Source organism: Bradyrhizobium sp. 154, from assembly GCF_023073875.1.
Classification (GTDB): domain Bacteria; phylum Pseudomonadota; class Alphaproteobacteria; order Rhizobiales; family Xanthobacteraceae; genus Bradyrhizobium.
Genome location: NZ_JADPKG010000123.1, coordinates 267,858 through 286,987, shown reverse-complemented (window position 1 = coordinate 286,987; position 19,130 = coordinate 267,858). Strand labels below are relative to the sequence as shown.

Here is a 19,130-nt window from a genome sequence, read left to right as displayed (position 1 = left end):
GCTAATTAAGGCAGGACGCCCATATGAACTAATTCCGAGGCAACCCTAGCCTACGAAACCGGCAAAGTCCGTCTCCGAAATGCCACACTCGCGGACCGATTGAGCCAAGCGCAACTTGATGAATGTTAAGCGGTTTCCGCCTTTCGCGGGAACCCAAAAAAGTTCCATCGAGCGGCTGCCTTCATCACCACCATCGCGGCTCGAAGGGCCCGATGTCCGCCTCGGATTGTCACAAAGAACAAATCTGGAACGAAGCCAATGGCGGTGCTATATGTGGGGATAACCCGAGGGGTGATGGGCTGAGCGGCGCCCGCAAGCGTATAGGGTCGCCTCAACGGGCGGCGGAGGAACGCACAGAGCGGACTCGGCCTTTGAAATTCAGTGGCATTGGAGTGGAGAGCGGCGATGGCGGGAAGCGTCAACAAGGTCATTCTGGTTGGAAATCTCGGCAAGGATCCCGAAATCCGCCGCACCCAGGACGGGCGACCGATTGCCAATTTGAGCATCGCCACCTCTGAGACCTGGCGCGACAAGAACACCGGCGAGCGCAAGGAAAAGACCGAATGGCATCGCGTCGTGATCTTCAATGAAGGGCTGTGCAAGGTCGCCGAGCAGTACCTGAAGAAGGGCGCCAAGGTTTACATCGAGGGCGCGCTCCAGACCCGCAAATGGACCGACCAGAGCGGCGTCGAGAAGTACTCGACCGAAGTCGTGCTCCAGGGCTTCAACTCGACCCTGACGATGCTCGACGGTCGCGGCGGAGGCAGTGGCAGCTTCAGCGACGAACCCAGCGGCGACTTCGGCTCGTCCGGTCCCGTAAGCAGCGCGCCTCGCCGTCCCGTTGCCGCTGGCGGTGCCCGCAACAGCGACATGGACGACGATATCCCGTTCTGAGAACACGGATCACGCGGCCGAGGCGCATTGCCCGATCGGGCTCCGCCTGGTGTGTCGTGTCAGCAATTCCTGTTCATCGGCGGGGTGGGCTCGGATTTTCCGGGCCCGCTTCATGTTTGACGTGAGCTTGGATTGCGCCATGGCAAATATTCTGAAAGGGCACTCGCAGCGCGATCTTCAGGCGATGGAGGCCATTTCGGAAGGCCGATTTCGCGCCTCTCGGGAGCAGGGCTCTGAAGGGCTTAAGTTGTTGGAAAAATAGGCGGAAAAATCGCTTGCCCTGACCTTCGCGAGGGTAGTTATCGCGGCCCCGATGCGCTATATGATTCCCAGATAAAACCTCACCGGATTTCCCCTTGGCTGACGACGATAACAAGCCCGGCAACCAGCCGGCGCAACCCTCGGACATTCGCCCCGTCTCCATCCTCGACGAGATGAAGAAGTCCTACCTCGATTACGCCATGAGCGTGATCGTGTCGCGCGCGCTGCCCGACGCGCGCGACGGCCTGAAGCCGGTGCATCGCCGCATCCTGTTCTCGATGAACGAGGAAGGCTATACGCCGGACAAGAAGCACAAGAAGTCGGCCGGTATCGTCGGCGACGTCATGGGCCAATACCATCCGCATGGTGACCAGGCGATCTACGACGCGCTGGTGCGCATGGCGCAGCCTTTTTCGATGCGCGAATTGCTGGTGGACGGGCAGGGCAATTTCGGCTCGGTCGACGGCGATCCGCCAGCGGCGATGCGCTACACCGAGTCGCGCCTAACCAAGATCGCGCTGAAGCTGCTCGACGACATCGACAACGAGACCGTCGACTTTCAGGACAATTACGACGGCTCGAGCAAAGAACCGGTGGTTCTGCCGGCACGGTTCCCTAACCTGCTGGTCAACGGCGCCGGCGGCATCGCCGTCGGCATGGCCACCAACATTCCGCCGCACAATCTCGGCGAGGTCATCGACGCCTGCCTAGCGTTGATCGACAATCCTTCGCTGACCATCGACGAGCTCAACAACATCATCCCGGGCCCGGACTTTCCGACCGGCGGCATCATTCTCGGCCGCCAGGGCATCCGCAGCGCCTACCATCTCGGCCGTGGCTCCATCGTGATGCGTGGCAAGGTCGCCTTCGAGACGATCCGGAAGGAGCGCGAGGCGATCGTCATCACCGAGATCCCGTATCAGGTGAATAAGGCGACGATGGTCGAGCGCATCGCCGAGCTCTACAAGGAAAAGAAGATCGAGGGCATCTCCGACCTGCGCGACGAGTCCGACCGCGATGGCTACCGCGTCGTCGTCGAGCTCAAGCGTGATGCCATGCCCGACGTGGTGCTGAATCAGCTCTACAAGTTCACGCCGCTCCAGACCAGCTTCGGCGTCAACGCCGTCGCGCTCGATTCCGGCCGTCCGCAGACGATGAACCTGAAGGACATGCTGACGATCTTCGTCGGCTTCCGGGAGCAGGTCGTCACGCGCCGGACCAAGTACAAGCTGCGCAAGGCGCGCGAGCGCGCGCATGAGCAGGTCGGCCTCGCCATCGCGGTCGCCAACATCGACGAGATCATCAAGGTGATCCGCACCTCGCCGACGCCAGCGGCTGCGCGCGACACCCTGATGACGCGGGACTGGCCGGCGCGCGACGTCGAGGACATCATTACGCTGATCGACGATCCGCGCCACCGCATCAACGAGGACGGCACCATCCGCCTGTCGCTGGATCAGGCCAAGGCCATTCTGGAATTGCGTCTGGCGCGGCTCACTGCGCTTGGCCGCGACGAGATCGGCGACGAGCTGTCAAAACTCGCCGGCGAGATCGGCGACTATCTCGAGATCCTGCGCTCGCGCGCCCGTATCCTCGACATCATCAGGACCGAGCTCGCCGAGGTGAAGGCCGAGTTCGCCACGCCGCGCCGCACCGTGATCATGGAGCAGGAAGGCGAGGTCGAGGACGAGGACCTGATCCAGCGCGAGGACATGGTCGTCACCGTCTCCCACGCCGGCTACGTCAAGCGCGTGCCGCTGTCGGCCTACCGGGCGCAGCGCCGCGGCGGCAAGGGCCGTGCCGGCATGCAGACCCGCGACGAGGATTTCGTCAGCCGCCTGTTCGTCGCCTCTACGCACACGCCGGTGCTGTTCTTCTCCTCACGCGGCCAGGTCTACAAGGAAAAGGTCTGGCGCCTGCCGATGGCTGCGCCGAACGCGCGCGGCAAGGCGCTGATCAACATCCTGCCATTGGAGCAGGGCGAGCGCATCACCACCATTATGCCGCTGCCCGAGGATGAATCGACCTGGGGCAATCTCGACGTGATGTTCGCCACCACAGGCGGCAACGTGCGGCGCAACAAGCTGTCCGACTTCGTCGATGTCCGCCGCTCCGGCATCATCGCCATGAAGCTCGACGACAACGAGGCGATCGTCGACGTGCAGATCTGCACTGAGCGCGACGACGTGCTGCTGACCGCCGCTGGCGGCCAGTGCATCCGTTTTCCCGTCACCGATGTGCGCGTGTTCACCGGGCGCACCTCGATGGGCGTGCGCGGTATTGCGCTTGGTGAGGGCGACAAGGTGATTTCGCTGGCGATCCTGCGCCATGTCGAGACCACATCGGACGAGCGCTCGGCGTACCTGAAGATGCGCCGTGCGGTCGCCGGCGAAGCCGCGACTGAGGAGACCGCCGCGGACGGAGAGGCCGAGGAGACCTCCGGCAGCTTCCAGCTTGCCCAGGAGCGTTACGCCGAGATGTCGGCGCAGGAGCAGGTCGTGCTCACCGTCTCCGTCAATGGCTATGGCAAGCGCACCTCGTCCTACGAGTACCGCACCACGGGACGCGGCGGCAAAGGCATCGTCGCCATGAGCGTCAACAACCGCAACGGCAACTTGGTTGCGTCCTTCCCCGTGGAGGATGCCGATCAGATCATGCTGGTCACCGACAAGGGCCAACTGATCCGCTGCCCGGTCGAAGGCATCCGTATCGCCGGCCGCTCGACCCAGGGCGTGATCGTGTTCGACACCGCCGAGGACGAGCACGTCGTCTCGGTCGAGCACATCACGGAAGAGGCGGAGAGCAACGGCGCGAATGGGGAGTAACGTGTAGCGCAGATGGAGCAGGAAGTCGGTGCCAAGCGCCGGCCAAAGGCACAATCCGGGACCGCATGTTGCCGAACGTTCGGAATCGCGGATTACGCTTGCACTCCATCCGGACTGCGCATTTGCGCGCTAAATCTCCAGCTCGGTCCCGAACTCCACCACCTGCTTGGTCGGCACGCCGAAGAACGCGGCCGAGCGTTCGGCATTGCGCTGGAGGAAAGCGAACACGCTTTCGCGCCAGACCCACATGCCCGGCACGTCCTCGCGCGGGATGATGGTCTCGCGGCCGACATAGTAGGTGACGTCGGAGAGATCGATGCCGGGCAGCTTGCCGAGGCGCCCGACGAACCCCAATCCTTCATAGATCGTCGGGTTCTGCATGAAGCCGTAATGCAGGATCACGCGGGTGATGCCGGGAATGATCTCGATCACCTCGGCCCGTTCTTGGTCGGGAATGTGCGGGGACTCCTCGATCAGCACGGTGACGAGCAGCACGCGTTCGTGCAGCACGCGGTTGTGCTTGACGAACTGGGTCAGCGCCAGCGGCACGCCGCGCGGCGCGGAGGCCAGGAACACGGCAGTCCCCGGCAGCCTGGCGCGGCATTTGTTGACCGCGGTCTCGATCAGGTCTTCCTCCGGCTGGCGCAGCTTCGCCCGCGCCGCCTCGACCAGCTTCACGCCGGCGCGCCAGGTCAGCATCAGGAAGGCGACGAGGCCGGCGAGCAGCAGGGGAAACCAGCCGCCCTCGAACAGCTTGATCGAATTGGCGGAGAAGAAGATCACGTCGATCACGAAGAAGGTGCCGTTCACGGCCACCACGAGCCAGGGCGAATATCCCCATTGGATCGCCACCAGGGCCGCGAGCAGCGTGGTGATTGCCATCAGCAGCGACACCGCGATGCCGTAGGCGCCGGCGAGCGCGTCCGACGTCCCGAAGCTCAGGACCGCTCCCAACGTTGCGGCGGCCAGCAGCCAGTTCACCAGCGGCACGTAGATCTGGCCGATCGCAGCGCTCGTGGTGTGGCGGATCAGCATGCGCGGCAGGAAGCCGAGCTGGATCGACTGCTGGGTCAGCGAGAACACGCCGGAGATGATCGCCTGCGAGGCGATCACGGTCGCAACCGCGGAGAAGGCCACCAGCGGATAGTGCAGGGCGTCGGGGCAGAGCTGGAAAAACGGATTCTCGATCATGGCGGGATCGGTGATCAGGAGCGCGGCCTGACCGAAATAGTTCAGCACCAGCGCGGGCAGGCAGATTGCGAACCAGGCGAGCCGGATCGGGAAGCGGCCGAAATGCCCCATGTCGGCGTACATGGCTTCGCCCCCGGTCACCGCGAGGAAAGCGGCGCCGAGGATTCCGAAGGAGATATGGAAATCCTGGTGGATCAGGAAGTCGAAGGCATAGAGCGGGCTCAGCGCCGCCAGCACCGCCGGCGCGTTGACAATGCCGTGGATGCCAAGCGCGGCAAGCACGACGAACCAGGCCAGCATCACCGGGCCGAAGATGCGGCCGATGAAGCCGGTGCCCTGCTTCTGCATCATGAACAGGCCGATCAGGATCGCGATGGTGACGGGCACGACGACGGGCGCAAGCGAGGGGGCGTCGACCTTGAGGCCTTCGATGGCGCTGAGCACGGAGATCGCGGAGGTGATCGCGCCGTCGCCATAGAGCAGGGCGGCGCCGACGAGGCCGACGACCAGCAGATGCGCCCGCCAGGTGCCAGGCTGGGCATTGCGGGCGTGCAGCAGCGCTAGCAGCGCGACGATCCCGCCTTCGCCGCGATTGTCCGCGCGCAGGATCAACAACGCATATTTGAGCGAGATGATGAGCAGCAGTGCCCAGAGGATCAGTGAGGCAACCCCCAGGACAGCATCGTGGCTTAACGTGCCGCCATGGGCAGCCGCCTTGGCGGCTTCCTTCAGGGCGTAGAGGGGACTGGTGCCGATATCGCCATAGACCACCCCAAGGGCGCCCATGGTCATAGCAAGCGGCAGCGGATCGGGATGATGGCCGGAAGCGACTGCGGGCGTACTGGACAATGGCGACCCCCGATGGGAATCGCGCCCGACGGATCATTCCGGCGGGCGCGAGCATCACGCAGTCTGCGACGAGACGTCGCAAATATCCATGGGGTTTGTATTGGGTCGGTCTATAGCGGGCTAGCGCATGATCCCGAAAAGTGCCCAGCGGTTTTCCGAAAAGATCATGCTCAAACAACAACCTAACGCGCGATGACGATTCATCCTGATCTCATCGCGCTTTGGCTGACGTGAAACTGACAGGTCCGACTAAGGGGTCCGATCGGCGGTCACGAGGCGTGCCTCACGGACATTGGCCTTGGTGCCGGCGCGGCGCAGGCACGAGGCTTCGAAGTTCGGCCAGGCCTGCTGCGAGCAGTCCTTGCCGATGCTGCGGATGTCGAGCCGGTCGCTCTTGGCCAGCGGCTGCGGCACGCTGGCTTCGACGGTCGGGGCGAAGCCGGGCAGCAGGGTGAGGGCGGCGGCAGCACATGCTGAGATGGCGATCGCCGAAAGAGCCTTGATCATTGACAGTCCCCTGTGATGCGGCCGCTGCGCCTTGTGTGCGGCCCGTCATTCGTTGGCTAGATTGGTAACCATGGCCAGTTTCCAGACGTCTTCGCCGGAGCGGGAAATGGTTTCGTTGATGCGCCCTTTGTTTCGTGGCCGCCCCCAGGACGAAACAATTCGAGGGATTTCGACATGGTTTTGCGGAAAAAACGGCAGGGAACCCGCCCGACTTGCCGCCCCGGGCCGGGCGCGGTAGGAGGAGGCCATGCCGCGCATCGCCTTCTATCCCGGTTCCTTCGACCCCATCACCAACGGCCATCTGGACGTGGTCAGGCACAGCGTGTCGCTGTGCGACAGGCTGGTTGTCGCAATTGGAGTCCACCCCGGCAAGAAGCCGCTGTTCTCGACCGAGGAGCGGCTGAAGATGCTGCACGACGTCTGCGGGCCGGTGGCGGCCCAGGCCGGTTGCGTGCTCGAAGCCGTGACCTTTGACGATCTGTCGGTCACCTCGGCGCGCAAGCACGGCGCGACCATCATGATCCGGGGCCTGCGCGACGGCAGCGACCTCGATTACGAGATGCAGCTTGCCGGCATGAACGAGGCCATGGCGCCGGAGGTGCATACGGTGTTCCTGCCGGCCTCTCCCATGGTTCGCCCGATCACCGCCACTTTGGTGCGCCAGATCGCCGGTATGGGCGGAGACGTTTCGGCCTTCGTCCCGCCGCTCGTAGCAAGCCTGCTCAAGGCAAAATTCGCCTGATAACCGCGCGCTTCTTCCTCATCTGATCCGGAGTTGTCATGATCCGAATTCTCGCAGTTCTTGCCGCGCTCGTGTTCGCGGCGCCGGCGGTGGCGCAGCAATTGCCGGCGAACCTCGACAAGGCCAACGCCATCGTCATCGACAGCACCAAGGGCCGCATCGTCATCAAGCTCAGGACCGACATCGCGCCCCAGCATGCCGAGCGCATCAAGCAGCTCGCACGTGAAGGCTTCTACAACAACGTGCCGTTTCATCGGGTGATGGACGGCTTCATGGCGCAGACCGGCGACGGCCAGAATGGCAACGGGACCGGCGGGTCGAAATATCCGAACCTGAAGCAGGAATTCTCGAAGGTGCATTTTGCGCGCGGCATCGTCGGGATGGCGCGGCGCGGCGACAGCGTCGACAGCGCCAACTCGCAATTCTTCATCATGTTCGCCGACGGTGGCAGTCTTGATAACCAGTACACGGTGATCGGCGAGGTCGTGCAGGGCATGGAGGTCGTCGACAAGCTGAAGAAGGCACCGCCCGGCTCGCCGAGCGGCACCGTCAGCGATCCCGACAAGATGGTGAAGGTGCAGGTCGCATCCGACATCAAATAGGAGAGGCCGATGGCGCGCCGCGGTGGCAAGCTCCTGCTGGTTGCCGCGATGCTGCAGCTCGGCATTCCCAGTGCGGCCGCCGCGGATGCGCAGGTCAACACCATCCAGGACGTTTTCCGGCATCTGCGCACCTGCTGGAAGCCGCCACCGCCGGCCAAGGCGCGCCCACTCGACATCACCGTCGTCGTGAGCTTTAACCGGGCCGGAAACATTCTGGGCCATCCGAGGATTACCTATGAATCCGCGGAAGCCTCCGACGATGACCGGCTGCAATACCGGATCGCGGTGATGGAAGCGTTGCAACGCTGCACGCCGATGCCATTTACCGATGCAATGGCCGGCGCCGCCGCAGGGCGTCCATTCGCAATCCAGTTCCGCAGCCGGAAGACTTCACCCCCAACGCAAGAGAGACGAGCATGAGCGTCACCGAAAACACCCTGATCCTCGAGACCACGCAGGGCCCCGTCACCATCGAGATGCGGCCTGATCTGGCGCCCGGCCACGTCGCGCGCATCAAGGAGCTGGTCCGCGAGGGCTTTTACGACGGCATCGTGTTCCATCGCGTGATCGACGGCTTCATGGCGCAGACCGGCTGCCCGCAGGGCACCGGCACCGGCGGCTCCGGCAAGAAGCTGAAGGCCGAGTTCAACAAGGAGCCGCATGTGCGCGGCACCGCCTCGATGGCCCGCGCCGCCAATCCCGACTCCGGCGACAGCCAATTCTTCATCTGCTTCGACGACGCCCGCTTCCTCGATAACCAGTACACGGTGTGGGGCAAAGTCACCGAGGGCATGGAGAACGTCGACAAGATCAAGCGCGGCGAGCCGGTGCAGAACCCCGACAAGATCGTCAAGGCGCGGATGGCCGCGGACAAGGAATAAGTGCTCAATCCTCATCCTGAGGAGCGCGGAACGCGCGTCTCGAAGGATGAAGGCCGCTGCTGCAGTTTGGCCTTCATGGTTCGAGACGGCGCTACGCGCCTCCTCACCATGAGGGTCTGACTGTGCGGCGCTGAACTCGACATGCGCACCGATCTCTTCGATTTCGACCTGCCGCCCGAGCGTATCGCGTTGCGTCCGGCGAGCCCGCGCGACTCCGCGAAGATGCTGGTCGTCGAGAATGGCGCGTTGCGCGACCAGACCATTTCCGACCTGCCGCAATCGCTGAAGCCGGGCGATCAGCTCGTCGTCAACGACACCAAGGTGATCGCGGCGCAGCTCAAGGGCCGCCGCATCGGCCGCGAGACCGAGCCGAAGATCGAGGCGACACTGATCAAGCGTCTCGACGGCTCGCGCTGGCAGGCGCTGGTCAAGCCGGCGAAGAAGCTCACAGCCGGCGACCGCATCCGCTTCGGCAATGAAGGCAAGGTCTGCCTGCTCGGCCATCTCGACGCCGAGGTCGAGGCCAAGGGCAGCGAAGGCGAGGTGACGCTGTCGTTCTCGTTCCACGGGCCCACGCTCGACCAGGCCATTGCCGATCTCGGCAGCCCGCCGCTGCCGCCCTATATCGCCTCCAAGCGTACGCCTGATGACCAGGATCTTGCCGACTACCAGACGATGTTCGCGGCGAACGAAGGCGCCGTCGCCGCGCCGACCGCCGGGCTGCATTTTACGCCCGCGCTGGAGCAGGTGCTGCGCGAGCACGGCGTCGGCATCAACCGCGTGACGCTGCATGTCGGGGCAGGGACGTTCCTGCCGGTCAAGGTGGACGATACCGAGAGCCACAAGATGCATGCCGAGTGGGGGACGATCTCGGCCGAGACGGCGGAGCGGCTCAACACCGCGCGCAAGAACGGCGGCCGCATCATCGCCGTCGGCACCACGTCGTTGCGCCTGCTCGAGAGCGCGGCAAGCGAGGATGGCACCATTCTGCCGTTCGCGGCGGAGACCTCGATCTTCATCACCCCCGGCTATCGCTTTCGCGCGGTCGATATTTTGTTGACCAATTTCCACCTGCCGAAGTCGACGCTGTTCATGCTGGTGTCAGCGTTTGCGGGTCTGGAGACGATGAAGCGAGCCTATGCGCACGCCATCGGGAGCGGCTACCGGTTCTATTCGTATGGCGATGCGTGTTTGCTGTTCCGGGCAGAGCCCTAAGACGGATGAGCGAAGCGAAATCCGGGATTCCTGCCTTGCGGCTTCCCGCATTTCGCTGCGCTCTTGCGGGCTACAACACTGCCCTAGGGTGGGCAAAGGCGCAGAGCGCCGTGCCCACCATCGATCTGCATAGTTGAGGTCGATTGGTGGGCACGCTTCGCTTTGCCCGCCCCTACGAGACCGCTACGCCATCGCCCGCTGCGGCAAGAGCTCCGCTATCTGTACAGCATTCAATGCCGCGCCCTTGAGCAGCTGATCGGCCGCGACGAACATCGAGATCGAATGTCCTGTGGGGTCGCTGAGGTCCTTGCGGATGCGGCCGACCAGGACGTCGTCCTGGCCCGAGGCGTCGATCGGCATAGGGAAGTAGTTCTTGGCGCGGTCGTCGATCACCTTGACGCCGGGCGCCTGCGCCATGATGGCGCGGACCTGGTCCTCGGTGATCGGCTTCTCGCATTCGAAGGTGATGGCTTCGCAATGGGCGCGCAGCACCGGCACGCGCACGCAGGTGACGCCGACGGCAATGGTCTCATCCTCGAAGATCTTGCGGGTCTCCTTGATGACCTTGGTCTCTTCATCATTGTAGCCGGTCTCAGGATCGACCGCGGTGTTGTGGTTGAAGAGGTTGAAGGCGTAGGGGTGCGGCATCACCTTTGGCGTATAGACCTGCCCGTTGAGATTGGCGCGGGTGGATTCGACGAGCTCCTCCATCGCCGCGGCGCCGGCGCCGGAAGCCGCCTGATAGGTCGAGATGATCACCCGCTTGATGCGGTTCTTCTGGTGGATCGGCCAGAGCGGCACCAGCGCCGTGATGGCCGCGCAGTTCGGGTTGGCAATGATGCCCTTGTGATCACGAATGCGGTTTGCGTTGATCTCGGGGATCACCAGCGGCACGTTCGGGTCCATGCGGAAGGCGGAGGAATTGTCGACCACGACCGCGCCGGCCTTGACCGCGATCGGCGCGAACTTCTTGGAGATGCTGCCGCCGGCGGAGAACAGGGCGATGTCGACGCCGTCAAAAGCGCGCTCGGTCAATTCCTCGATGACGACCTGTTGCCCGCGGAACGACACTGTCTTGCCCGCCGAGCGGGCGCTCGCCAGCGCCTTGAGCTTGCCGACGCGAAAGCCGCGCTTGTCCATGGTGGCGATAAATTCGGCGCCCACCGCACCGGTGACGCCGACAATCGCGACGACGGGATCGTTACTCACTTTGTCCTCCATTGCATTGAGAATTTAGACAACAAAAAAGCCCCGGACCATCGAGGGCGGGGCTTCGGTAGAGCTGATGCGTTTAAGTCGACGACCTACGCGCGCACGCCTCCCCCGGCCCCTGAGGCCGTGGTGGTTTTGGTCGTGCGTTTGGTGGTCGCGAACATGGCGGCGACTTATGCGGGAGAGTCTTGCAGCCGTCAATGGCTTTCCGCCCCGGTCGATGCCGGGGCCGGGCCGCCGCTATTTGGCCCGCGCGCCCGGCGGCTCCAGGATGACCTCCTTGAGGTCGTCGCCGCTGATCACGACAATCGCAAAATTGAGACGGCCGCGTTCGCGCACCAGCCCGCCGCTGATTGCCTTGCCCGAGGCTGCGCGTTCGGCGACGCGCACGGCGTCGGCGAGGCGGTGCCTGATCGCGCCGAGCGCTGCGAGGTTGTCGCGGTCCTCATGGTCGAGCTCGGCGAGGGGGAGGGCGGCTTCCCCGCCGACGAGCTCTCCGGTCAACGCGTTGATGGTGTGGCGCCAGATCCGGTCATTGTGCAGGGTTTTCACCCGGTAGACCGGGGCGCCGGAAGCTCCATCGAAACTCACATCTGCCGTGGTGGCGCCGGCGTGTCGGCCTTCTGCAATCGCCACGGCCTGGCTGATCGAGATCGACGAGCTGCGGAAGCGCTCGATCTCGCGGCTGACCGCCTGGCGGTCCGCTTCGGCATCACCATCTGTGTCGCTGTGAAGCGCGGTCGGCGTGCCTGCGGTCATGATCGCCTGTGCCGGTGCCGCGAGGAGCAGTGCGGGCAGGGCGATCGCAAGCAGTTGCGAGGTCCATCGTTTGGCTGTCGTCATGCTCGAAACCCTCGGCCAGCGAGTGTGCCGGATGATCGTAAAGAATTCGCGGCCGACCTTGGGCACCGGTCGGCCGCGGAGCGCCGCATCGGGCTGTACCCGGCGCGACGATCGAAGCGGTACGGACCTCCTTGGGGCTGGTGAAAAAAGCGGTCCGTCTCGCCTTATAACAAAACCATACCGTATCGTTTCATTTGGTCAATGGCCGAGGCACGGGTTCTTGGGAATTTGATCGCGAGCTCACGGAATTGTCAGCGGGACGGGCGCCGCGGCGTGCTCTTTGCGGCGCTCTGGACGCGGTCGGCGGGTCCCAGCGCGCCGGCCAGGAACAGCTTGATCGCCGCACGCATGCGCTTCTCCGCAGGTTTTAGCTCCAGCGCCGTTCCGAACGTCGCCATGCGGTGGGTGTGCCCGACGACCACGTCGAGAAACACCTCGGCTGCAATGGTGGTGTCTTCGACATCAAGTGCGCCTTGCGCCACCAGGTGATCGAATAAGCGCGCCGTGGTGGCGACGGCCTTGAGCCAGCCTTCTTCCTTGCCGAGCTTGGCGACGTCAGGGAAGTTGATGGCTTGTGACGTCATCATGCGGCTGAAGGCGACGGCGTCGGGACCGCAGGTGAATGTGAGCATCTCGCGCCCGATCTCGACCAGCCGCTGCTCGACCGAGATGTTCGCGGCGCTAGAGAGTTGCGTCTCCGCGGCTGCCGACAACGGTGCAAGCCATCGTGCGATCTCGCGCCTCAGCACGGCCGCAAACAGCCCTCGTTTGTCGCCGTAACGGGAATAGACTGTGGGCTTGCTGACCCGGGCCGCTTCCGCGACTGCGTCGAGCGAGGTCGCGTCGAAGCCGCGATCGAGGAATAGGCGGGTGGCGACCTCGATCAGCCGCTGATCGCGCTCGATCGCGGCGGTCTTCGTCGGCCGGCCGCCGCGCGATTTCGGCACCTCGCGCCGTGGCGCAGCCGGTCTGGTCTTGGTCGCAGTCAATCCCATGCCCAATGATTCCTGCGCGATCGTGATATCAGTCATTCGCTCTATATCGCGCAGCAGCGGGGGCGTCATCGCGAATCTGGCCGATTTGGCCGTGTCATCAACGGTTTCCCTGTGGCCTCGTTCCGTCATGAGGGATCACGGAAGCGTCGAAATCCAGGCTTGGCCGGAAGCCGCCTTGTCATATCCGTACTGATACAGCGCCCGCATGTAGGCGGTATCGAACCCTTCCGAGGGCGCCGCCGGATAGTCGCGCGCGATGTAGGAGAGATGGAAGCCGAGGCGGTTGCGCTTGGCGAAATCATAGGTGGAGAAGATGATCGAGCGCGTCTGCGACTGGGTGATCGACGACAGGCTGCGCGAGGCGACGTCGATGGTGCTGTTGGAGACGAGCTCGAAGTTGCGTTCGATCTTCTTGTTGACGAGGATGTAGATGTCCATCTTCGTGTTGCCCGGCAGGCGGCTGCCTTGGAACAGCAGGGCTTCCGGCAACGTCAGCACCGGCGCCGTCACCCCGCCGTCGACATGCATCTCCTGGAAACGCCGGCCCTGGCCTTCGGCGTCGATAATGATCGGCGGAAAAACCAGCGGAATGCTGGCGGAGGCCGCCATCACGTCGCGAAACAGCTTTAGCGCCTCGGCTGTCCCGACCGCGGCGATCTTGCCCATGTCCCAGATCGCGGTCCGCTGGGTGTCGAGATCGGTCGTCACCACCAATAGCTTCCGGCCCTTGGCATTCTCGCGCGCGACTTGCGCCATGATCTCGGGTCCGACATAGCGGGCGACGAGCTCGCGCAGCCGCGTGTTGCCGAACAGGCCGGATCCGAATAGCACCCGCATGATGCTGGGATCCTTCAGGAGGCTCTCGGCGATGCCGCTGGTGTAGACCTCCTTCAGCGTGTCGTCATATTGCGAGCCGAGGAATGCAAACGGCGCGATGAGGCCGCCGGTGCTGACGCCCGAGACGACCGAGAAGGTGGGACGGGTTCTGGACGCGGTCCAGCCGTTCAGCACGCCGACGCCATAGGCGCCGTCGGCACCGCCGCCGGATAGCGCCAGGTAGGTCTTGGTCGCGGTGCTGTTGTCTTTCTCGAAGCTGAATTTCGTAACGGGCTCGTCGGCGTAGCGCCGGAGCCCATCGATGTCGAGCACGCGCGATGTGCTGGCTTCAGCGGCCGTGTAGGGCGTCCGGGGCAGGGACGTGCAGGCACCGAGCGCCAGGCTGCACGTCAAGACCAGGACTCCGCCCAGGCGGGCGCCTATCGGCCTTGTCCAGCCCTGCGATGGGGCGGACATGTCAGTCGAACTTGAAGGGTAGGGCATCGTCGGTGGCGGGCGATCATACTCATACGGCCGCCGGCAAATCTGCCGCGGCATTCTCGTCCAGCCTCCAAAGTAAAACTATACTGTATCGTTTTGTTTAACAAGAGCGGCGGACCTCGATATCGCTCAAGTCCTCCCAGTTGAGCCATTGGCCGGCCATGGCATGGTTCGGGCGGGTTGATCGACGTCCTCCGACACGCAATAAGCACCGCCATGAATCCCGACAATGATCTTCCCAATCACTTTGAGTTGCTCGCTACCGATGGCGCCGCGCGCAGCGGGCGCCTGACGACGCCCCACGGCGTGGTGCGGACGCCGGCCTTCATGCCGGTCGGCACCGCCGGTGCCATGAAGGGCATGCACTGGCGCGAGGTGCGCGACGCCGGCGCCGACATCGTGCTCGGCAACACCTATCATCTGATGCTGCGGCCCGGCGCCGAGCGGATCGCGGCGCTTGGCGGCTTGCAGACCTTCACCGGCTGGAACGGGCCGATGCTGACGGATTCCGGCGGCTTCCAGGTGATGTCGCTGGCGGATCTGCGCAAGGTCAGCGAGCACGCCGTCACCTTCCGCTCGCATATCGACGGTGCCAAGGTCGAGCTGTCCCCGGAGCGCTCGATCGAGGTGCAGCGCTTGCTCGGCTCCGACATCGCCATGCAGATGGACGAATGTGTGCGGCTACCGGCCGAGCGTGATGACATCGAGCGGGCGATGCGCCTGTCGCTCCGTTGGGCCGAGCGCAGCAAGCGGGCCTTCGAGAGCGCGCCCGCTGGTTACATGCTGTTCGGCATCGTGCAGGGCGGCGACGTGCCGCAGCTTCGCCATGCAAGCGCGCAAGGCCTGGTCGAGCTCGGCTTCCACGGCTATGCGATCGGCGGCCTTGCCGTCGGCGAGCCGCAGGCGGTGATGCTGGGGATGATTGACGAGACCGCCCCGCTGCTGCCGCAAGAGCGCCCGCGTTACCTCATGGGCGTCGGCACGCCCGACGACATCCTCGAGGCGGTCAAGCGCGGTGTCGACATGTTCGATTGCGTGATGCCGACGCGCAATGGCCGTCACGGCGTCGCCTTCACGCGCTTCGGCCAGGTCAATTTGCGCAACGCGCGCCACGCCGAAGATCCGCGTCCGCTCGATGAGGAGAGCTCATGGCCCTCGACGCGCAGCTGCGCTCGCGCCTATCTGCATCATCTCGTCAAGGCAGGCGAGACGCTCGGGGCGATGCTGCTGTCCGAGATCAATATCGCTTACTATCAAACCCTGATGCAGGGCATCAGGGTTGCGATCGCACAGGGCAAGTTCGAGGAGTTCTATCAGCTTACGCGTGAGGACTGGGCGAGGGGCGACATCGCCCCGCGCTAGAGCAACTCCACGATCAGTTGCATACGAACCGCTGCTTGATGGCGTGCTTGGTGACGAAGCCGTAGCCGCAATTATCGCAGGTCCAGAGATAGCTGATCACGCGGTCCGAGACGTAGGCGGATGCTTCGGCGGCGACCATGGAGTCGGCGCAGACCGGACAGGTGGGCAACTCGCTGCAACGCGGATCGCGGTTGAGCGCGACGGTCGACAACACTTCAGCAATCGCTGACATCGTGGTGACCTCTCCCTGCTTGAGACTTAAGTCTAACATAAGCAGATGCGCTTGACGAGGTCGCAACACAAATGCGTTGGTTTTCTGATATTGGCAGCTCACGTGATTTTGCGATGCAGCGTATTTAACATGTGCTGCATTGTCGCTTGCGTGTCGCCGCAAGCTGTCCGTAACTGCGCAAGAGCCGCGACAGAAGCGCAGATCGTCGCCACAGGGAGTTCATCATGGACGCATCGTCCAACACGGGTGCAGCGCACCAGCCCGGTCGCGGCCGGATCTATGACTCGATCGTCGAGGCTTTTGGCGACACGCCGATCGTGCGGTTGCAGCGACTGCCCGGCATGCACGGCGTGAATGCGACCATTTTGGCAAAACTTGAATATTTCAGCCCGGCCGCGAGCGTGAAGGACCGCATCGGTGCGGCTATGATCATCGCCATGGAGAAGGCGGGCATCATCACGCCCGACACCGTGTTGATCGAGCCGACGTCCGGAAATACCGGAATCGCGCTTGCCTTCGTCGCGGCCTCGCGCGGCTACCGGCTCAAGCTGGTAATGCCGGAGTCGATGTCGATCGAGCGGCGCAAGATGCTGGCCTTTCTCGGTGCCGAACTGGTGCTGACTCCGGCAGCCCAGGGCATGAAGGGCGCCATTGCCGCCGCGGAAGAACTGTTGAAGACGACGCCGAACTCGGTGATGCCGCAGCAGTTCAAGAACCTCGCCAATCCCGAGGTGCACCGCCGCACCACGGCGGAAGAGATCTGGAATGACACGGCGGGCCGCATCGATATCTTCGTCGCCGGGGTCGGCACCGGAGGCACCATCACGGGCGTCGGCCAAGTGCTGAAGCCGCGCAAACCATCCTTGCGGGTGGTGGCGGTCGAGCCGGAGGAGAGCCCGGTGCTCTCAGGCGGCCAGCACACCGCGCACAAGATCCAGGGCATCGGTGCCGGCTTCGTCCCCGACATCCTCGATCGCTCCGTGATCGACGAAATCGTCAAGATCAACTCGACCATGGCAATCGAGACCTCCCGCGCGCTGGCGCGGCATGAGGGCATTCCAGGCGGCATCTCCTCGGGCGCCGCGATCGCGGCGGCGCTCCAGATCGGCAAGCGCCCCGAAGCTGCGGGAAAAACCATCCTGGCGGTGGTGCCGTCCTTCTCCGAGCGGTATCTTTCAACGGCTCTGTTTGAGGGAATCTAGGATATGGCGGATCAACCAAGACGGCCGCGTACGCTTGGCGACGCCAGGACGGAAGCTGAGGCGGCGTTCAAGAAGGTGACAGCCAAGGCCGCCGTGGCGCCGCCCAAGCAAACCGCCGTTCCCGGCATCAAGGAACAGGTCACGCTGCGTATCGACCAGGACGTGCTGGAGTTCTTCCAGGAGGGCGGGCCGGGCTGGCAGGACCGCATCAACGAGGCGCTGCGGAAGGCCGCGGGGAAGTAGGCACCGCAGCCCAGGCAGCGGACCGCATCCTGAGAAGCTTGCGCGGCAAGCGTCTCGAAGGATGAAGGCCTCCGGGCCTTTCATGCTTCGAGAGGCGCTCCTATGGCGCGCTCCTCGGGATGAGGAACTCGCAACGAAAAAGCCCGGCCTGAGCCGGGCTTTTGCTTTGATTGGCTTCGCGCCTCAGCGGCGGAACATGCCGCCCATCATGCCGCCGACGACGCCACCCACGAAGGCCGCGCCGGCAGCGTCGCCTGGATTGCTGCGCTGGGGAGCGGGTGCCGGCGCACTGCTGGGTGCCGGAGCGCTGGCACGCCGAGCCGCCTTCTGGCTGTTATCACTGGCGGTCGGCGGTGCAGCCACGATCTCCGAGAGCAGGGCCTTGTGCTGGTGCTTATTGAGGTAGCCGGAGGAAGGATAGCCGCGCGCGGCCTGCCAGCGCTTGAGCACGGCGCGGGTCTCATCGCTGAATACGCCGGTCTGCTTGGTGTCGAAGCCGAGGCCGGTGAGGCGACGCTGCACGTCGCGGCGCTGGTTCTTGTCGAGGCCGATCTGGTCCTCGGTGAGCTGAGTGGCCTCGTCGGTAAAAGTCGCGGGATCGACGCCAGCAGTGAGCGTGCGGGTCGCGGTCGAGGGGCCGCTCTTGATCGCAGCAAGGCGTGCCAGCGCCAGCGCCTTGAACTGACCGTTCGGATAGGCGGCAAGATAAGCGTTGAGCTCTTCCGGCTTGTTGGACTCCTTTACCGAGCGCCAATATTCGAGCTCGACGCCGTCCGAGCCGCCGCCGGTCGCTATTGGCACGCTGCCAGCCGCGGTCGGAGCCGCGTTGGCGACCTGGGTCGTGGGGGCCTGGTTGAGATAGACGGAGCCGGTCAGGTTGGTGTGGCCCCAGGGCAGCTGGCCTTTGCGGGTCTCTTCATTGACCTGGGCGCGCACCGACGTCATCGCCTGCTGGATCTCGACCCCGGGCTTGGTGATGTTGTCGATCAGCGCGCGGGTGAACGGGCTGTTGTTGCCCTCCTGGCCGTCGAGGGCGGTCTGGCCAGGACCGGTGGCGAACGCGATCAGCGTGCCTTCGCCGGACTTCATCTCGGCGAGACCGCTCTGGACGTTGACGCTGCGGGTCGCCGAGTTCGACTTGATCTTGGCGGCGAACGGATTGTCGCGGCAGGCATCGAGGAAGACGAGCTTGACCTTGGCATCGCCCATGGTCTGCTCGAGCGTGAGGTCGATGTTGATGGCCGCCCCCAGCTTGACGTCCATCTCCGACTTGATGTCGGCGTCGACAGGCAGGAGATAATTGGTGCCGCTGACCGCGATGCCGTGGCCGGCATAATAGAACAGCGCGATGTCGGAGCCTTGCGCCTTGCGGCCGAAGTCGAGCAGCTTCTCCGTCATCTGGTCGCGGCTGAGATTGGATCCTTCGATCACCTCGAAGCCGACATTGCGCAGCGTCGCCGCCATCGCTTTGGCGTCGATCGGCGGGTTCGGTAATTGCGCGACGTTCTTGTAGTTGCCGTTGCCGACGACGAAGGCGACGCGGCGGTCGGCCTTCGCGGCACTGATCGACAGGGCCATGCACATCAGCGAAGCGAGGAGGGTGAAATAGCGCATCTGAGATCCCCAACAGAATCGAATTGTAGGCAGCAACAAATTGGCAACGAACCTACACGAAGTGCCCGACTCCGCGCCACCAAAACGGCAGTAAGTCGCGTCCAAACCGCTGCTGTGTGGCCGAATGTGCACGATGGGAATGC

The 19,130-nt window shown here is 64.1% G+C and carries 20 protein-coding genes; 11 read left to right on the top strand and 9 right to left on the bottom strand.

Annotation, left to right across the window (positions count from 1 at the left end):
• Positions 1-405: 405 nt before the first annotated feature.
• The 3 genes from IVA92_RS35300 (at position 406) to gyrA (ending at position 3,980) form a co-directional block, all read left to right on the top strand.
• The gene (locus IVA92_RS35300) at positions 406-894 is read left to right on the top strand and encodes a single-stranded DNA-binding protein (protein WP_247279899.1); all 489 of its coding nucleotides are present in this window, start codon (positions 406-408) and stop codon (positions 892-894) included.
• Between the two features lie 139 nt (positions 895-1,033).
• A complete protein-coding gene (locus tag IVA92_RS35870; RefSeq protein ID WP_256464602.1) occupies positions 1,034-1,156 on the top strand; it encodes a hypothetical protein in 123 nt (40 codons plus the stop codon).
• A 94-nt stretch (positions 1,157-1,250) separates the two neighbouring features.
• Positions 1,251-3,980, top strand: coding sequence for a DNA gyrase subunit A (gene gyrA / locus IVA92_RS35295; protein ID WP_247279898.1), 2,730 nt, complete (start codon positions 1,251-1,253; stop codon positions 3,978-3,980).
• Positions 3,981-4,109: 129 nt separating this feature from the next.
• Here gyrA and IVA92_RS35290 read toward each other — a convergent pair whose 3' ends face one another.
• The 3 genes from IVA92_RS35290 to IVA92_RS35280 form a co-directional block, all read right to left on the bottom strand.
• The gene (locus IVA92_RS35290; protein ID WP_247279907.1) at positions 4,110-5,963 is read right to left on the bottom strand and encodes a KUP/HAK/KT family potassium transporter; all 1,854 of its coding nucleotides are present in this window, start codon (positions 5,961-5,963) and stop codon (positions 4,110-4,112) included.
• A 306-nt stretch (positions 5,964-6,269) separates the two neighbouring features.
• Positions 6,270-6,527, bottom strand: coding sequence for a hypothetical protein (locus tag IVA92_RS35285; protein WP_247354356.1), 258 nt, complete (start codon positions 6,525-6,527; stop codon positions 6,270-6,272).
• 45 nt (positions 6,528-6,572) lie between these two features.
• On the bottom strand, positions 6,573-6,776 hold the full coding sequence (locus tag IVA92_RS35280) for a hypothetical protein (protein WP_247279896.1): 204 nt from the start codon (positions 6,774-6,776) through the stop codon (positions 6,573-6,575).
• On the opposite strand from IVA92_RS35280, the gene coaD reads away from it, so the two are divergent.
• The 5 genes from coaD to queA all read left to right on the top strand — a co-directional run bounded on the left by coaD (position 6,775) and on the right by queA (position 9,967).
• Positions 6,775-7,269 (top strand): pantetheine-phosphate adenylyltransferase, encoded by a 495-nt coding sequence (coaD, locus tag IVA92_RS35275; RefSeq protein ID WP_247279895.1) that lies wholly within the window; start codon positions 6,775-6,777, stop codon positions 7,267-7,269. The two genes, IVA92_RS35280 and coaD, sit on opposite strands and share 2 nt — an antisense overlap.
• Before the next feature lie 38 nt (positions 7,270-7,307).
• Positions 7,308-7,871 carry a peptidylprolyl isomerase gene (locus IVA92_RS35270; protein ID WP_247279894.1) on the top strand — a complete coding sequence of 188 codons (564 nt, stop codon included), beginning with the start codon at positions 7,308-7,310 and terminating at the stop codon, positions 7,869-7,871.
• 9 nt (positions 7,872-7,880) lie between these two features.
• Positions 7,881-8,291, top strand: coding sequence for a hypothetical protein (locus tag IVA92_RS35265; protein WP_247279893.1), 411 nt, complete (start codon positions 7,881-7,883; stop codon positions 8,289-8,291).
• Positions 8,288-8,752: a peptidylprolyl isomerase gene (locus IVA92_RS35260; RefSeq protein WP_008563933.1), complete on the top strand. Its 465-nt coding sequence runs from the start codon at positions 8,288-8,290 to the stop codon at positions 8,750-8,752. Before IVA92_RS35265 ends, IVA92_RS35260 begins: the two co-directional genes overlap by 4 nt.
• A 141-nt stretch (positions 8,753-8,893) precedes the next feature.
• Complete coding sequence (gene queA, locus IVA92_RS35255) at positions 8,894-9,967, top strand: tRNA preQ1(34) S-adenosylmethionine ribosyltransferase-isomerase QueA (RefSeq protein ID WP_247279892.1); 1,074 nt, start codon at positions 8,894-8,896, stop codon at positions 9,965-9,967.
• Positions 9,968-10,150: 183 nt separating this feature from the next.
• On the opposite strand, the gene IVA92_RS35250 is transcribed toward queA, so the two are convergent.
• From IVA92_RS35250 to IVA92_RS35235, 4 genes are all read right to left on the bottom strand, one after another.
• Positions 10,151-11,188, bottom strand: a complete 1,038-nt coding sequence (locus IVA92_RS35250) for an aspartate-semialdehyde dehydrogenase (protein WP_247279891.1) — start codon at positions 11,186-11,188, stop codon at positions 10,151-10,153.
• 231 nt (positions 11,189-11,419) lie between these two features.
• The gene (locus IVA92_RS35245) at positions 11,420-12,022 is read right to left on the bottom strand and encodes a PepSY domain-containing protein (RefSeq protein WP_247279906.1); all 603 of its coding nucleotides are present in this window, start codon (positions 12,020-12,022) and stop codon (positions 11,420-11,422) included.
• A 251-nt stretch (positions 12,023-12,273) separates the two neighbouring features.
• A complete protein-coding gene (locus tag IVA92_RS35240; RefSeq protein ID WP_247279905.1) occupies positions 12,274-13,017 on the bottom strand; it encodes a TetR/AcrR family transcriptional regulator in 744 nt (247 codons plus the stop codon).
• Positions 13,018-13,152: 135 nt separating this feature from the next.
• Positions 13,153-14,310 carry a patatin-like phospholipase family protein gene (locus IVA92_RS35235; RefSeq protein WP_247279890.1) on the bottom strand — a complete coding sequence of 386 codons (1,158 nt, stop codon included), beginning with the start codon at positions 14,308-14,310 and terminating at the stop codon, positions 13,153-13,155.
• Positions 14,311-14,550: 240 nt separating this feature from the next.
• Here IVA92_RS35235 and tgt point away from each other — a divergent pair, with 240 nt between their 5' ends.
• Entirely contained in the window at positions 14,551-15,696 is a 1,146-nt protein-coding gene (tgt, locus tag IVA92_RS35230) for a tRNA guanosine(34) transglycosylase Tgt (RefSeq protein WP_247279889.1), read from the top strand.
• Positions 15,697-15,709: 13 nt separating this feature from the next.
• On the opposite strand, the gene IVA92_RS35225 is transcribed toward tgt, so the two are convergent.
• A complete protein-coding gene (locus IVA92_RS35225) occupies positions 15,710-15,928 on the bottom strand; it encodes a hypothetical protein (RefSeq protein ID WP_247279888.1) in 219 nt (72 codons plus the stop codon).
• 224 nt (positions 15,929-16,152) lie between these two features.
• On the opposite strand from IVA92_RS35225, the gene cysK reads away from it, so the two are divergent.
• On the top strand, positions 16,153-17,130 hold the full coding sequence (cysK, locus tag IVA92_RS35220; RefSeq protein WP_247279887.1) for a cysteine synthase A: 978 nt from the start codon (positions 16,153-16,155) through the stop codon (positions 17,128-17,130).
• Between the two features lie 3 nt (positions 17,131-17,133).
• Positions 17,134-17,373: a BrnA antitoxin family protein gene (locus IVA92_RS35215; RefSeq protein WP_247279886.1), complete on the top strand. Its 240-nt coding sequence runs from the start codon at positions 17,134-17,136 to the stop codon at positions 17,371-17,373.
• A 183-nt stretch (positions 17,374-17,556) separates the two neighbouring features.
• Here IVA92_RS35215 and IVA92_RS35210 read toward each other — a convergent pair whose 3' ends face one another.
• The gene (locus IVA92_RS35210) at positions 17,557-18,987 is read right to left on the bottom strand and encodes a caspase family protein (protein WP_247279885.1); all 1,431 of its coding nucleotides are present in this window, start codon (positions 18,985-18,987) and stop codon (positions 17,557-17,559) included.
• Positions 18,988-19,130 lie beyond the last annotated feature (143 nt).

Coding starts and splice junctions, on each gene's coding strand:
- IVA92_RS35285 (WP_247354356.1), bottom strand. CDS start 6,527: ATGATCAAGGCTCTTTCGGCGATCGCCATCTCAGCATGTGCTGCCGCC.
- IVA92_RS35250 (WP_247279891.1), bottom strand. CDS start 11,188: ATGGAGGACAAAGTGAGTAACGATCCCGTCGTCGCGATTGTCGGCGTC.
- IVA92_RS35300 (WP_247279899.1), top strand. CDS start 406: ATGGCGGGAAGCGTCAACAAGGTCATTCTGGTTGGAAATCTCGGCAAG.
- IVA92_RS35270 (WP_247279894.1), top strand. CDS start 7,308: ATGATCCGAATTCTCGCAGTTCTTGCCGCGCTCGTGTTCGCGGCGCCG.
- IVA92_RS35245 (WP_247279906.1), bottom strand. CDS start 12,022: ATGACGACAGCCAAACGATGGACCTCGCAACTGCTTGCGATCGCCCTG.
- queA (WP_247279892.1), top strand. CDS start 8,894: ATGCGCACCGATCTCTTCGATTTCGACCTGCCGCCCGAGCGTATCGCG.
- IVA92_RS35235 (WP_247279890.1), bottom strand. CDS start 14,310: ATGTCCGCCCCATCGCAGGGCTGGACAAGGCCGATAGGCGCCCGCCTG.
- IVA92_RS35210 (WP_247279885.1), bottom strand. CDS start 18,987: ATGCGCTATTTCACCCTCCTCGCTTCGCTGATGTGCATGGCCCTGTCG.
- coaD (WP_247279895.1), top strand. CDS start 6,775: ATGCCGCGCATCGCCTTCTATCCCGGTTCCTTCGACCCCATCACCAAC.
- IVA92_RS35260 (WP_008563933.1), top strand. CDS start 8,288: ATGAGCGTCACCGAAAACACCCTGATCCTCGAGACCACGCAGGGCCCC.
- IVA92_RS35225 (WP_247279888.1), bottom strand. CDS start 15,928: ATGTCAGCGATTGCTGAAGTGTTGTCGACCGTCGCGCTCAACCGCGAT.
- IVA92_RS35870 (WP_256464602.1), top strand. CDS start 1,034: ATGGCAAATATTCTGAAAGGGCACTCGCAGCGCGATCTTCAGGCGATG.
- IVA92_RS35290 (WP_247279907.1), bottom strand. CDS start 5,963: ATGACCATGGGCGCCCTTGGGGTGGTCTATGGCGATATCGGCACCAGT.
- tgt (WP_247279889.1), top strand. CDS start 14,551: ATGAATCCCGACAATGATCTTCCCAATCACTTTGAGTTGCTCGCTACC.
- IVA92_RS35265 (WP_247279893.1), top strand. CDS start 7,881: ATGGCGCGCCGCGGTGGCAAGCTCCTGCTGGTTGCCGCGATGCTGCAG.
- IVA92_RS35280 (WP_247279896.1), bottom strand. CDS start 6,776: ATGGCCTCCTCCTACCGCGCCCGGCCCGGGGCGGCAAGTCGGGCGGGT.
- IVA92_RS35215 (WP_247279886.1), top strand. CDS start 17,134: ATGGCGGATCAACCAAGACGGCCGCGTACGCTTGGCGACGCCAGGACG.
- cysK (WP_247279887.1), top strand. CDS start 16,153: ATGGACGCATCGTCCAACACGGGTGCAGCGCACCAGCCCGGTCGCGGC.
- IVA92_RS35240 (WP_247279905.1), bottom strand. CDS start 13,017: ATGGGATTGACTGCGACCAAGACCAGACCGGCTGCGCCACGGCGCGAG.